The sequence below is a fragment of the Kitasatospora sp. NPDC023176 genome (genome assembly GCF_055560495.1).
The window spans coordinates 52,273-65,876 of sequence record NZ_JBVHIP010000002.1; the positions used below are offsets into that span (position 1 = coordinate 52,273).

Here is a 13,604-nt window from a genome sequence, read left to right on the forward strand (position 1 = left end):
TGCTCACTCCTCGGCGGGCAGGGTGACCAGCTCGCCGAGGAGGGTCGCGACGTCGGCGGCGTCCGGGAGGCCGAGGCTCTCGAAGATGGCGTGCGCCTCGTGCAGGCGCTCCCGGGAGGCGGCCGGGCGGCCGAGTTCGGCGAGGGAACGGCCGAGGACGACCAGTGCGTACCCCTGGTCGCGGCGGGCGCCGGTCGCCACGGTGATGGCCAGGGCCGTCTCCGCCTCCTCGGCCGCCTGTCCGGCCTGGCCCAGGGCGAGCAAGCACTCGGCGAGGCGCACGCCCGCCAGGGCCTCCCGGTCGCGGCGGCCCGCGGCGGCGGCGACGGCCCGGCACTCCCGGCAGCGGTCGGCGGCCTCCTGGTAGCGGCCGAGGCCGTGCAAAGCGAGGCCGAGGACGTAGAGGGTGTACGCGGTGCCGGCGGTGTCGCCGAGTGCGCGGACCTCGGGCAGGACCCGCTCGCAGGTGTCGGCCGCCTCCTCGGCCCGGCCGTGCCGGACCTTGGCGAGCGCGGCGTTGACGGTGCCGGTCACCGCACCGGAGCGGTGGCCCAGTTCGCGGGCGAGATCGACCGACTCCTCGAAGCGGCGGATCGCCTCCTCGTTGTGGCGCAGCGTCTGGGCGATCACGCCGAGGCCGTTGAGCACCTGGCGCAGGATGACGGTGTCGCCGGCCGCGCGGCTGGCCCGTTCGGCGAGTTCCGCCTCGACGCGGGCCTCGTCCAGCCGGGTGGCGGCGAGGGCGAGCCCGAAGCGCAGGAACCGGGCCCGGCCTTCGGCGAAGCGGTCGCCGCCGGTGGTGGCGGCGCCGACCAGGGCGAGCACCGCTGCTTCCAGCCGGTCGCCGAGTTCGCCGGGTCCGAAGGGGCTGAGGGCGATCAACAGGTCGGTCACCGGGCGGAGTCGGGTACCCGGGCCGGCCTCGCCGGCGATCCGCCCGGCCAGCGCGATGGCGCCGGGGCCCTCCGCCCGGGCCCAGGCCCGCGCCGCGGACAGGTCCCGGAGTACCGGGCCACCGCTCTCGTGCCCGTCGGTGCCGGCGTCACCGAGCGCCCCGGCCACCGGGTCGCCGGGCACCGCGAGCTGGAACGCCGTACGGGCGCCGGCCAGCAGGTGGCCGAGCAGCCGGGCGCGGGCCGCCGTCTCCTCCTCGGTGTCGTCGGCGCCGTCAGCGCGGGAGACGCCGTCAGCGCGGGAGGTGCGGGAGGTGCGGGAGGTCCGACGGGCGAAACCGCGCAGCAGGTCGTGGTAGCGGTAGCGGCCGGCGGTGAGCGAGTCCAGCATCGCGGCGTCGACCAGGGACTCCAGCAGTTCCTCGGCCTCGTCCGCCGGGAGGTCGAGCAGTGCCGCGGCAGCGTCCAGGCCGAGGTCGGGGCCCTCGCACCAGGCGGCCAGCCGGAAGGCACGGGCCTGGTCGGGGGTCAGCTGGCGGTAGCCGAGTTCGAAGGCCGCGCCGACGGCCAGGTCGCCCATCCGCAGCTCGTCGATCCGGCGCTGTTCGTCGGCGAGCCGCTCGCCGAGGCTGGCAACGGTCCAGCGCGGGCGCGCGGCGAGCCGAGCGGCGGTGATGCGGACGGCGAGCGGCAGGTAGCCGCAGGCCGCCGTCAGGTCCAGGGCGGCCTGCGGCTCGGCGTCCAGGCGGGGCCGGCCGATCACCCGGCCGAGCAGGTCGACGGCTTCCTCGGGGGTGAAGACGTCCAGGTCCAGCTGGACGGCGGCGGGCAGGCTGCTGGGGCGGGTGCGGCTGGTGACCAGCGCGGCGCAGTCGGGCGAGCCGGGCAGCAGGGGGCGGATCTGCGCGGTGTCGCGGGCGTTGTCCAGGACGACCAGCAGGCGACGGCCGTCGGTGAGCGAGCGGAACAGCGCGGTGCGGTCGGCGGTGCTGTCGGGGATGGCCTCGGGGCGGGTGCCGAGCGCGGCCAGGAAGGCGGCAAGCACGTCGGCGGGGCTGGCCGGGAGGGCGTCGGCGCCGCGCAGGTCGGCGTACAGCTCGCCGTCGGGGAAGGCGCCGCGGACGCCGTGGGCGGCGTGGACGGCCAGCGCCGTCTTGCCGACGCCGCCCATGCCGACCACGGACACCATCGGCAGGGCGTCCCGGGCCGGGGCGCTGAGGGCGGCCCGGATGGTCTCGACCTGGGCCGATCGGCCGACGAAGTCGCCTGGTGCGGGAGGGAGTTGGGCTGGTCTCGGCGCACCGGAGGGGGCTGCGGGCGGCACCGGAGCCTCATCCGCCGCCTCCACGACCACCTGCGGCTCCGCCGGGGCCCCCTCGCACTCCTCCCCACTCAGGATCCGCCGGTGCAACTCGGAGAGCTCCGGCCCCGGCTCGACGCCCAGCTGCTCCACCAGCACCTCGCGCACCCGCCGGAACGCCGCCAGGGCGTCGGCCTGCCGGCCGCTGCGGCTGAGCGCCCGCATCAGCAGGGTGTGCGGCCGCTCGCGCAGCGGGTGCTCGGTGGTCAGCGCGGTCAGCTCGGGGACGCAACGGGCCGCCCGGCCGAGCGTCAGGTCGAGGTCGAGGCGTTCCTCCAGCAGGGCGAGCCGTAGCTCCCCGAGCCGGTCGCGCTGGCGCTGGGCGTACGGGCCGGGGATCCCGGCCAGTGGTTCGCCCTGCCACAACTCCAGTGCCTCGTTGAGCAGTTCGCGCGCCTGTGCGGGGCGGCCGGCCGTCGCCTCGGCCTCGGCGCGGATCGCCAGCCGTTCGGCCCGCTGGGCGTCCACCGCCTCCGGGGGCAGCACCAGCCGGTAGCCGTCGCCGAGTGAGACCAGGACGGCGGGCGTGCCGTGGCCCGGTTCCAGCAGTTTGCGCAGCCGCCAGGCGTAGGTGCGCACGGTGGTGATCGCGGCCTGGGGCGGTTCCTCGCCCCAGAGCGCCTCGATCAGGTCGGCCGCACCCGCGGCCCCGCCCGGGCGCAGCAGCAGGACGGCGAGCATCGCCTGCTGCTGCGGACTGCCGAGCCGCAGGGCTTCGCCGTCACGCCGGCCGCGCATCGGTCCCAGCACCGAGAACCCGAGCCCCACGAGTCCTTCGACCACGCCGTGCCCCCTGTCCGGCCGCGGGTCACGCGGCTGTCGATCTTCATTCGTTCGGTGCACAGAGTAAGCAGACGAAGGGCCCGGTGCCGAGACCCGAGCGGCACCGGCGGGGGCGCTGCACGGCCGCGTTGATCGGCCGTCGATCGGGGTCGCGCGGGCGTTGACCTTCGGTCGATCGAGCGTTGATCGGTCCTGCCTAGTGTTTCTGATGCCGGAAGGGTCGCGGAGCCTACGGAACACCGGTGAGCCGGTTCGTCTGACGACAACACACTGGATCCCGTTGACAAGGTGGTTCGCCATGAACGACATCCTCGAGCTCGACGTCCTGGAGATCAGCGCCCCGGCCCAGGAGGAGACCGAGGCGCAGAACGCGGCCGCCAGCGGTTCCTGGCCGTTCTCCTGCAACTCGACCCGCAACTCGCGCTGCTGCGACTGACGTCGAGTTCCCGGTGCGGCGGCCCCTTCCCCCCCGGCCGCCGCACCGGACCCACCGCCTCCCCCTCCGCCCCCTGTAGGAGAGCCCGCCATGCCGGACAGCCCGACCTTCGCCTGTGGCGAGGTCGCCCTGCTGCGGGCCGCCGTCCGGCCGGCCCGCGCCCTGCCCGAACACCCCGCCCCGCGGGACACCGACCTCGACCAGCTGCGCGCCGCACTCCGCGACGACCTGCTGCGCGAGGCCGTCGCCGTTTCCAGCCCCTCGCTCAGCCGGGTGCTCGACCTGGTCGAGGCGGGGCTGCCGGTGCGGCCCAAGCAGCTGCGCAAGGCGGCCCGGGCGCTCACCCGGTACCGGCTGCGGATGTCCGACCGGGCCACCCCGTTCGGCCTGATGGCCGGGGTCGCCACCGCCCGCTTCGCCGACCACCCCGCCGTCCGCTGGGGCGGGCAACCGCGCAAGGCGGCCCGGCCCGACCAGGAGTGGCTGACCGGGCTGGTCGCCGCGCTGGAGCGCGAGCAGCCCGTGCTGCGCGGGCTGCGGGTGACCGCCAACGACCTGTGCCAGGTGCGCGACGACCGCCTGGTGCTGCCCTACCTCCCGGTTCCGGGCGCGGAGCAGCGCACGGCCGGGCGGGAGCTGTCGGTCCGCCGTACCGCGGCGATCCGCACCGTGCTGGAGCACGCCGCCGAGCCGCTGTCCTGGACGGACCTGCACCGGGCCGTGCTGGCCGCCCACCCGCAGGTGGAGGACGCGGCGGTGGACTGGCTGCTGGGCGAGCTGGTCCGCACCCAGATCCTGCTGACCGACCTGCTGCCGCCGGCCACCGAGCCGGATCCGGTCGGGCACCTGCTGGCCCGGCTGTCCGACCTCCCGATCGCGGACGAACTCCGGTCCGTGCAAGCCGACTTGGCCGCCTACGAGCGCACCGCTCCCGGCGCCGGACTGCCCCGCTGGCGGGCCCTCACCGAACGGATGCGGCGGCTGCACCCCGCCGAGCGGCTGGTGCAGGTCGACCTCGGCCTGGACGTCGAGGTGCGGCTGCCGCCCGCCGTCCGCCGGGAGGTCGAGCGGGCCGCGGACGCCCTGTGGGCGGTCTCGGCGGGGCGACCGGGGCCGGCCCACCTGCGGCAGTACCACGAGGACTTCCTGGAGCGGTACGGCCTGGGCCGCGCCGTACCGCTGCTCGAACTGCTCGACCCCGAACGCGGCCTGGACGCGCCCGCCGGCTACCTGCTGCCGCGCAGCACCCGGGCGCTGCGGCCCGGCGAGCCCGCCGACCTGCGCGACGACCTGCTGCTGGCGCTCGCCCAGCAGGCCGCGGCGAGCGGCGAGCGCGAGCTGGTGCTCGACGACGCACTGCTGGCCCGACTCGGCGACCCGACCGGCAGCGGCACGACCGACGACGGCACCACCGACACCGCGCCGCCCTCACTGGACCTGCTGGTCGAGCTGCGGGCCGCCTCGCCCGAGGCGCTCGCGGACGGCGAGTTCACCCTGGTGGTGAGCGGCGTCGGCGCCACCGCCGGGGCGATGGCGGGCCGCTTCGCCCCGCTGCTGGGCGAGGCCGGCCGACCGCTGACCGAGTCGGTGCGCACCCTGCCCACCGACAACCCGGAGGCCGTCCGCGCCCAGCTGGACTTCCGCACCCCGCGCGCCCACACCGGCAACGTGGCCCGGGTGCCGCAGCTGCTGCCTTACACCGTCACGCTCGCCCAGTTCGCCGACCGTACGGCGGCGGACACCCTCGGCCTCGCCGACCTCGCGGTGGTCGCCGACCACGCCCGGCTCGCCGTGGTCTCCCGCCGGCTCGGCCGCGAGGTGGTGCCGACAGTGCCGCACATGCTGGCCACCGACGTCCACGCGCCCAACGCCGCCCGGCTACTGGACGAGCTCTCGCGCAGCGGCGTCGGCGCCTGGCCGCGCTGGCGCTGGGGCGCCGCCGACGCGCTGCCCTTCCTGCCCCGGGTGCGGCACGGCCGCACCGTGCTCAGCCCGGCCCGCTGGCGCCCCGAGGACGCTGCGCTGCGCGACGCCGCCCTTCCGTACGAGCGGTGGTCGACCCGGCTGGAGGAGTGGCGGCGCCGCTGGCGGGTGCCGCGCGTGGTGCAGAGCGTCAGCGAGGACCAGCGGATCACGCTCGACCTGGCGGACGACCGGCACCGGGAGCTGCTGCACCACGCCTGGACCGGCTCCGCCGACGGCCACCTCCAGGAGGTGCCGCAGGAGTCGGCCGGCTGGCTCGGCGAGGGCGGGCGCAGCAACGAGCTGGCGTTACCGCTGGTCCGCCGCTCCCCCGGAACGACCCGCACCCCGGCCGTGGCCCCGCCCCGGCGCCGCACGGTGCACAGCCCCGGCTCCTCGCCCTGGCTGTACGCCAAGCTGTACTGCTCCACCGCCCGGCAGGACGAACTGCTCGGCCGACAGCTTCCCGAGCTGCTGGCCGAACTGCCGGCGGCGGTCGACCGCTGGTTCTTCATCCGCTACCTCGACCCGCAGCCGCACCTGCGACTGCGCTTCCACGGCAGCCTGGCCGCGCTCTGCGCCGAACTGCTGCCCGCCCTCGGCGCCTGGGCCGACCGGCTGGCCGCCGCCGGACTCGCCGAGCGGCTCGTCCTGGACGGCTACGAACCCGAACTGGAACGCTACGGCGGCCCGGCGGCGATGGCGGCCGCCGAGCGGGTGTTCGCGGCGGACAGCCGCTCCTGCCTGGTCCAGCTGCGGCTGCTGCGCGAACGGCGCCTGAACCTCGACCCGTTGACCCTGGTCGCGGCCAACTACGTCGACCTGGCACACCACTTCGGCGACCTCGGACTGCTGACCCGCCGCTACCGTGCCACCGAACGGCACCAACTCCCCCCGGCCGTACGGGGACAGGCCCGCACCCTGATCGACCCCAGCGGCCACTGGACGGAACTCGGCCGACTTCCCGGCGGCAGCGACCTCCTCGCCTCCTGGGACGAGCGCGCGGCCGCCCTGGCCGCCTACCGCGCACGCCTGGACGAGCGCTGGAGCAGCACCGACACCGCGCTCGGCGCGCTGCTGCACCTGCACCACAACCGGCTGATCGGGGTGGACCGCACCGGCGAGGAACGCTCGCTCGCCCTGGCCCGGCGCACGGTCCGGGCCTACCACGGACGGCTGGCCGCGCTCGGCACCGCCGGAGCCATTGGAGCCGCCGGAGCTGTCGAACCCGTCGGAGCCGCCGGAGCCGCAGGAGTCGCAGGAGTCGCAGGAGCGATCGCATGAGCCCCTCCACCGACCGCGCCATCACCATCACGCCGCTGCGCGAACGCGCCGCCGCAGCCGTCGCCGCCACCGCCGAACGGCTCGCCGACCCCGAGCGGGTGGCCGCCGCCCTCGCCGCCACCGGCCGCCCGTGGGACCGGAACGGCCTCGCGGGCGGCGCCCCCGGCATCGCCCTGCTGTACGCCGAACTCGCCCGCTACGACGACACGTTCCGCGGCACCGCGCACACCTGGCTCGCCCTCGCCGCCCGCTCGGCCCGCGCCGCCGCACCCGGCACCGGGCTGTACGACACCGTGCCCGCGCTCTGCTTCGCCCTGCCCCGGGCCGCCGCCGGCCCGCAGGACTACCGCTCGGCCCGCGCCCACCTGCGCGGCGAGACCGCCGTCCTGGCCGAGCGGCTGGCCCACCGCGAGCGGCAGCGGATCGCCGACGGCACGGACCACACCGCGCTGGAGTCCTACGACCTGATCTCCGGCCTGGCCGGGCTCGGCGCCGTCCTGCTCGACCAGGACCGCCCGGCGACGGAGGAGGCGCTGAGGAGCCTGGTGGCACTCACCGAGCCGCTGGCCGGGCTGCCCGGCTGGTGGGTCGCCCAGGACGTCCACAGCTACCGCACCGTCACCCCCGGACTGGGCCACGCCAACCTCGGGCTGGCGCACGGCGCCCCGGGCCCGCTCGCGCTGCTCGCGCTGGCCTGGCGGCAGGGGGTGCGGGTGCCGGGGCAGGCCGAGGCGATCACCCGGCTGGCGCAGTGGCTGCTCGGCGAGGTCCGGACGGACCGGGCCGGGCCGTGGTGGCCGGCCTCCGTGGAACCGGCACCCGGCATCGCGGAGGCACCCGGCGTCGCGGAGGCACCCGGCCGCCCGTCCTGGTGCTACGGCTCCCCCGGCATCGCCCGCGCCCTGCAACTCGCCGGGCTGGCACTCGACGTGCCGTCCTGGTGCCGCACCGCAGAGGCGGCGCTGCTCGCCGCCCTGGACCGCAGCGGCGAGGCCCTCACCGACGCCGGGCTCTGCCACGGCTGGGGCGGACTGCTGCAGTGCGCCTGGCGCATCGCCCAGGACGGCACCGACCGCCGGACGGCCCAGCGCCTCCCCACCCTGGCCGCCCGACTGCTTCAACTCACGGACCCAGATGGCCCGTTCGGCTTCGTCGAGCCCCGCACCAGGCACGGCTGGACGGACGACCCGGCCGGCTTCCTCACCGGCGCCGCCGGAGCCGCCCTCGCCCTGCACACCTTCGCCACCGACCACGCCCCCGCCACCTGCTGGGACCGCGCCCTGCTGCTCGCCTGACCGCCGCACCACCGGCCCGAGCGATCGGTGGCACCCCCCACCCCGCACCCCACCACCCCGAGGCCCGCCGCCGGACGCCCACCACCCCGACGCCCGCCGCCCGAGGCCCAAGCCACCCAAGGTCGCCGGTCCCCCGGCGCTGATCGAGGCCCCGCCGGCCGATCCCGAGCCGGAGGCCCTCCGCCTGCCCTGGGCGCCCTGACCATCCGCACCAGGGGGCATGGCGGAAATCGTCATATGCGTGTCCTTGCCGCCAACGGCCGGGCCCGGCCAGGCTGGGGAGGTGAGCAGCCCGCGCATCGTCTTCGCCGTCTTCCCGGACTTCCAGATCCTCGATCTGACCGGCCCCCACGAGGTCTTCACCCATGCGGGGCGGCTGACCGGCGGCGTCGTCATCGACACCGTGGCCGCCGCGCCCGGACCGGTGCCGGCCAGCAGCGGTCTCGCCGTCTCCCCGACCCGGACCATCGACGAGTTCGACGGACTCGACGAGGCCGACGCGCCGGTGGACACCCTCGTCGCCGTCGGCGGTGAGGGCGTCCACCAGGCCTGCGAGGACCGCCGGTTCGTCGACTGGTTCGCCCGCACCGCCCGGCGCTCCCGCCGCACCGCCTCGGTGTGCAGCGGCGCCTTCCTGCTGGGCGCGGCCGGACTCCTCGACGGGCGGCGCGCGGTCACCCACTGGTCGCACTGCGCCCGCCTGGCCGAACGCCACCCGCTGGTCACCGTCGATCCCGACCCGATCTTCGTCCGCGACGGCGAGCTGTGGACCTCGGCCGGGATCACCGCCGGCATGGACCTCGCACTCGCCATGACCGAGGCCGACCACGGGCCGGAGGTCTCCCGCACGATCGCCCGCCGACTGGTGATGTTCGTCCAACGCCCGGGCGGTCAGGCGCAGTTCAGCGCCCAACTGGCCGCCCAGCGACCGGAGCGGGCACCCCTGCGCGAGATCCTCGCCTGGATCGCCGACCACCCCGACGCCGACCTCGGCGTGCCCGCCCTGGCCGCCCGCGCCGCGATGAGCGAACGGAACTTCACCCGGGTCTTCCGGGCGGAGACCGGCCGCACCCCCGCCGCGTACGTCGAGAGCGTCCGGGTCGAGGCCGCCCGGCGGCTGCTGGAGACGACGAGCGCCAAGCTCGGCGCGGTGGCCCACTCCTGCGGCTTCGGCACCGTCGCGACCCTGCACCGCAGCTTCAAACGCGCCCTGCACGTCACCCCCGGTGACTACCGCAGGCGCTTCTCCGCCCACCCCGTCCAGGTCTGAAAGGCCCGCCCGTGCGCATCGTCATCCCGCTCTTCGACGGCTTCACCGCTCTGGACGCCGTCGGCCCGTACGAGGTCCTCCGGATGCTGCCGGAGGCCGAGGTCCTCTTCGCCGCCGCCACTGCGGGCGTCCACGCGGACGGCGACGGCTCGCTCGGCCTCCTCGCCCCCGCCTCCTTCGAGGACGTCACGGCGGCCGACGTCCTGCTGGTCCCCGGCGGCCCGGGCGCGCGCCGCGGGCTCGACGACCGGCTGCTGCTGGACTGGATCCGCCGCATCCACGCCACCAGCACCTGGACCACCTCGGTCTGCACCGGCTCCCTGCTGCTCGGCGCGGCCGGCCTGCTCGACGGCCTGGCGGCCACCACCCACTGGAGCGCCGTCGACACCCTGGAGTCGTACGGCGCCAGGTACACGGCGCAGCGCGTCGTGGAGCAGCCCGGCGGCATCGTGACCGCCGCCGGGGTGTCCTCGGGCATCGACATGGCGCTGCGGCTGGCCGAACTGATCGCCGGCCGGGTCGCCGCCGAGGCCTTCCAGCTCGCCATCGAGTACGACCCCCAGCCGCCCTTCGACTCGGGCTCCTACGCCAAGGCCTCCACGGAGGCGAAGGAGTACCTGGCGAACGGTCCGCACCGCTCCGCCGCGCGGCCGCAGGATCGTCCGTAAATCGGTTGATCGCGGGCCGGCGGGTCGCCAGTCTTGCCCGGTGACTCTGGATCTGGCCCCCTTCAGCCTGACGTGGGCCGAGGTTGACCCCGCCCGCCATCCCTTCGACCACGACGCCGCAGCCGAGGTGGTGCGCGCGCTCGGGCCCGCCCACCGGGCGCCCGCCCGGCCCGACTTCCACGTCCTCGATCCCGCGTCCTCCGCCTGGCGCTCGGACGTGGGCACTCCGTGGGCCGACGCGATGTCCTACGCGCTGGCGCAGCGCTACGGCCGGTGGGCGCTGGGCTGGCGCTGGTCGGTCGGCGAGGCGGACTACGACGGCGGACCGGTCGGCACCTGGTGCTGCACCTCGCACTCGATCACCACCCCGGAGGAGACGGTCGGACGCGTCGTCAGCTCATTGTGCGAGTGGCGCGATTGGCTGGAGCTGCTGGCCGGCCGGTTCGAGGCGTACCCCCTGGATCCCGCCGCCGTCGACGGCCAGCGGATCCTCTGGGAGCGTGCCGTCCGGAACCTGATCCAGCAGGTCTCCGACTTCACCGGGCACGAGAGCGCCTGGTTCGGGCACTGCCGGCAGGTGCTCACCTGGTTCCTCGACCGCTGGGGATTCGATCCGGCGGCCGCCGAGCGGCTGGTCGGGCAGGCGATCGGCGGACGGTTCAAGAGCTGGACCGCCCCGGACCTGGTGCTGATCGACGACGTCGCCGAGCGGATCGCGCGCTCGCTGCGGCCGGAGGACAGCGGCGTGCGGCCGGACGGCCCCACGCCGGACCACCTGGCGGGCTGGCTCACCACCCGTGGCACGATCGCCTGGCCCGAGCCGTCCGCAGCTGCCGCGGACGGACCGGTGACCCCGGCCCGCGACGGCGCCGCCGAGTCCATCCGTGCCTTCGACGCCGCCATCGACCCCGCCCGTGCGGACGGCCTGCTCGCCGCGCTCGACCTGCTGCGGGCCGACGCCGCGCGCGGTGCGGACCTCGACTTCGGCCTGCTCCGGCGCTGGCAGCAGCACGTCCTCGGCACCGCGCGGCCGCCGGAGTTCCGCACCCTGCCCGCCTTCGCCAAGGAGGGCCGGGAGCGCTACGGCATCGGCCCGGACACCCGGGCCCGGCTCGACGCCTGTCTGGCCGAGAGCGCGCCGGATGCCGCGCGCCCCCTCCCACTGGCCGCCCGCGCCGCGCGCGCCTACCTGGACGTGTGCTTCTTCCACCCCTTCGACGACGGCAACGCGCGCTGCGCCTTCCTCGTCCTGGTCTTCGTCCTGGCCCGCGAGGGCGTCGCCCTGGACAGCGTCGGCCTGCTGCGCCGGCTGGGTTACCGCGCCGCCGACCCGTCGGGCGCGGTGTTCCTCGCCGGCTTCCTCGACACCCACCTCGCGGAGACCCGCCGCCGGGCGGCCTGAGCGGCCCCGCCGGTGCGCACGAGAAGTCGACCCGTCCGACGTCCGGTGTCCAGCCGCCCGTTGAGCCCGCCTCAGCGGTACCAGCTGCGGATCGCCGCCGCGCTCTCCCGTACGTCGGCGTTCCCGGCGCGGATCCGGGCGGCCAGCTCCACGGCCTGCTTGGGCTCGGCGGTCACGATCACGCCCGAGGCGCTCAGGTAGGAGGCGGCGACCACGGCGGCGAAGTGCTCGTTGGCGGACTCCAGGGCCGGGGCGCGGATCAGCTGGTGCATCAGCGCGGCCGCGCGCTGGTGCACGGCACCGTACACCGGCACGTCCATGACCTCGTCTGCGTGCCGGGCCACGGCGGCGGCCAGGGTGCCGTAGTCGGTGACGTCCGGGTCGTTCGGCAGGAACTGGTGGGCGATGTCGAGCAGCCAGACCCGGTCGATCCGCAGGATCACGCCGCGTCCGCCGTGGCGTCGCGGGTGCTGCGCGGGTAGGGCCCGAACTCCTCCTCGAAGGCGGGCGCCCAGGCCTGGGCGAAGTGGGCGGCGGCGGTCAGGAACCGCTCGCGCCGTTCGTCCGCCTCCTCCGCCAGCACCCTGCGGGCGTAGTCCGGCAGGCTCATCCCGGCGGCCTCCGCGCGCTGCTCCAGGGCCTCGTGCACGGCGTCGTCCAGTCGGACGTTCAGCTGCTTCATGGCGGCGAGCGTAGCCGCCGGTAGCGCCCGCTACAAGGCGGCCTCAGTACACCGGCGGCCGCCCCAGCCGGGCCATCCGCCACACCGTGGCCCAGCGGATCGGGCGGCGCGGCGGGCACGGGGTGCGGACGCCCTCCAGGAAACCGGCGCACCACGCCCGCAGCCCGGCCCTCGGCGGGCGCCGGCTCAGTGTGTAGAGCGTCCAGGAGGCCAGGTAGAGCGGCACCAGCGGGGCGGGCAGGTGACGCTTGGCCAGCCAGACCCGGTTGCGGGCGGTGCGGCGGTAGTACCCGGTGTGCCGGGCGGGGTCGGTGCGCGGGTGCCGGAGCAGCAGGTCGGCGCGGTAGTGGACGGTCCAGCCGGCGTCGAGGGCGCGCCAGGCGAAGTCGGTCTCCTCGTGGGCGTAGAAGAACTGCGCGCAGAAGTCGCCCACCTGGGCGAAGACGTCCATCCGGATGGCGTGGCCGCCGCCCAGGAAGCCGGTGACCTCGCCGGAGCGCAGCGGGCCGGCGGCGCCGAGGCGCGGGACGTGCCGGCGCTGGGTGTGCCCGGTCTCGTCGGCGATCCGGAAGCCGACCACGCCGAGGCGCGGGTCGTCCTCGAAGGCCTCGCGGACCAGCCGGAAGGTGTCGGTGCGGGGCAGCAGCCCGTCGTCGTCCAGGTTCACCACGACGTCCACGCCGCCGAGCCGGCGCAGCCGTTCGATGCCGGCGTTGCGGCCGCCGGGGATGCCGAGGTTCTCGGGGAGTTCCACGGCGTGCACCCAGGGCGGGAGTTCGGGCAGCCGGGCGCCCTGGCCGAGGACCACGACCGTCGCGCCACCGCCCTCCTGGGCGGCCACCGAGTCGAGCAGCGCCCGCAGTTCCCGGGGCCGGTCGCCCATCGTCAGCACCACCACGCCCAGCGTCACGCCCATCCGCAACCGCTTCCTATCCGCCGTTCTCCACCCGGACCGCCAGCGCGGGCCAGCGCGCCGCCCACCGGCCCAGCCGCTCCGCGTCCAACGGGCCCCGCGGAAGCAACGACGCGTCCGGGTGGAAGGTCACGCAGGTGCCGGTGGTCCCGTCGGGCTCGACCGGGTCCAGACCGGTCGCCGGCAGGCCGTGCTCGTAGCGCTGGGTCCAGGCGCCGTTGAGCCGGCGGTTGGTGTGCAGCAGCCGGGTGCTCAGCGCCGCGACCACGGACATGCCCCGGCGCGGGTGCCCGTCCGGGAGCGCCTCCGCCCCGGGGTGGTCGAAGAAGCGCAGGTCCTTGGTCGCCATGACCGGCTTCTTGACCACCTCGCCGCGCTCGTCGACCCGGGTGTCGGTGCCCCGCCCGTCGTCCCGGACGGAGACCGCGCCGTCGGCGTGCAGGGTGACGACGCACCGGCCGCTCCCGCGCGCGGCCGCCTCGTCGGCGGCGTACGCCAGCACCTCCAGCACAAGGTGCGCCACCCCGCCCGGCGCGTACCCGGCCGCGTCCGCCCGGATCCGCGCGAGGTGCTCGCCGTCCACGGCGGCTGCCCAGTCATGGGTGGTGTTGCTCCAGTCGGCCCTGCTGCTTCCGTCCATCCGAGGAGTATGCCCG

At 76.1% G+C, this 13,604-nt stretch carries 11 protein-coding genes; 6 read left to right on the forward strand and 5 right to left on the reverse strand.

Going from position 1 to position 13,604, the window contains the following annotated elements:
* Positions 1-3: 3 nt before the first annotated feature.
* On the reverse strand, positions 4-3,036 hold the full coding sequence (locus ACZ3YL_RS04420; protein ID WP_465655327.1) for an AfsR/SARP family transcriptional regulator: 3,033 nt from the start codon (positions 3,034-3,036) through the stop codon (positions 4-6).
* 298 nt (positions 3,037-3,334) lie between these two features.
* Here ACZ3YL_RS04420 and ACZ3YL_RS04425 point away from each other — a divergent pair, with 298 nt between their 5' ends.
* From ACZ3YL_RS04425 to ACZ3YL_RS04450, 6 genes are all read left to right on the forward strand, one after another.
* Positions 3,335-3,472, forward strand: a complete 138-nt coding sequence (locus ACZ3YL_RS04425) for a hypothetical protein (RefSeq protein ID WP_188310224.1) — start codon at positions 3,335-3,337, stop codon at positions 3,470-3,472.
* A 90-nt stretch (positions 3,473-3,562) separates the two neighbouring features.
* Positions 3,563-6,718, forward strand: coding sequence for a lantibiotic dehydratase (locus ACZ3YL_RS04430; protein ID WP_465655329.1), 3,156 nt, complete (start codon positions 3,563-3,565; stop codon positions 6,716-6,718).
* Complete coding sequence (locus tag ACZ3YL_RS04435; RefSeq protein WP_465655331.1) at positions 6,715-8,013, forward strand: lanthionine synthetase C family protein; 1,299 nt, start codon at positions 6,715-6,717, stop codon at positions 8,011-8,013. Before ACZ3YL_RS04430 ends, ACZ3YL_RS04435 begins: the two co-directional genes overlap by 4 nt.
* 283 nt (positions 8,014-8,296) lie before the next feature.
* Complete coding sequence (locus ACZ3YL_RS04440; RefSeq protein WP_188306955.1) at positions 8,297-9,283, forward strand: GlxA family transcriptional regulator; 987 nt, start codon at positions 8,297-8,299, stop codon at positions 9,281-9,283.
* Between the two features lie 11 nt (positions 9,284-9,294).
* Positions 9,295-9,951, forward strand: a complete 657-nt coding sequence (locus ACZ3YL_RS04445) for a DJ-1/PfpI family protein (RefSeq protein ID WP_465655333.1) — start codon at positions 9,295-9,297, stop codon at positions 9,949-9,951.
* A gap of 40 nt (positions 9,952-9,991) precedes the next feature.
* Positions 9,992-11,353 carry a Fic family protein gene (locus ACZ3YL_RS04450; RefSeq protein WP_465655334.1) on the forward strand — a complete coding sequence of 454 codons (1,362 nt, stop codon included), beginning with the start codon at positions 9,992-9,994 and terminating at the stop codon, positions 11,351-11,353.
* A gap of 71 nt (positions 11,354-11,424) precedes the next feature.
* On the opposite strand, the gene ACZ3YL_RS04455 is transcribed toward ACZ3YL_RS04450, so the two are convergent.
* From ACZ3YL_RS04455 to ACZ3YL_RS04470, 4 genes are read right to left on the reverse strand one after another with little or no spacing between them, the layout of a single operon-like run.
* Positions 11,425-11,796 (reverse strand): fic family toxin-antitoxin system, toxin component, encoded by a 372-nt coding sequence (locus tag ACZ3YL_RS04455; protein WP_188306952.1) that lies wholly within the window; start codon positions 11,794-11,796, stop codon positions 11,425-11,427.
* On the reverse strand, positions 11,793-12,035 hold the full coding sequence (locus tag ACZ3YL_RS04460; RefSeq protein WP_188306951.1) for a plasmid mobilization protein: 243 nt from the start codon (positions 12,033-12,035) through the stop codon (positions 11,793-11,795). The genes ACZ3YL_RS04455 and ACZ3YL_RS04460 overlap by 4 nt, the downstream gene beginning before the upstream one ends.
* 43 nt (positions 12,036-12,078) lie before the next feature.
* Positions 12,079-12,951: a glycosyltransferase family 2 protein gene (locus tag ACZ3YL_RS04465; protein ID WP_465655336.1), complete on the reverse strand. Its 873-nt coding sequence runs from the start codon at positions 12,949-12,951 to the stop codon at positions 12,079-12,081.
* A gap of 13 nt (positions 12,952-12,964) precedes the next feature.
* Entirely contained in the window at positions 12,965-13,588 is a 624-nt protein-coding gene (locus tag ACZ3YL_RS04470; protein ID WP_465655338.1) for an ATP-binding protein, read from the reverse strand.
* Positions 13,589-13,604 lie beyond the last annotated feature (16 nt).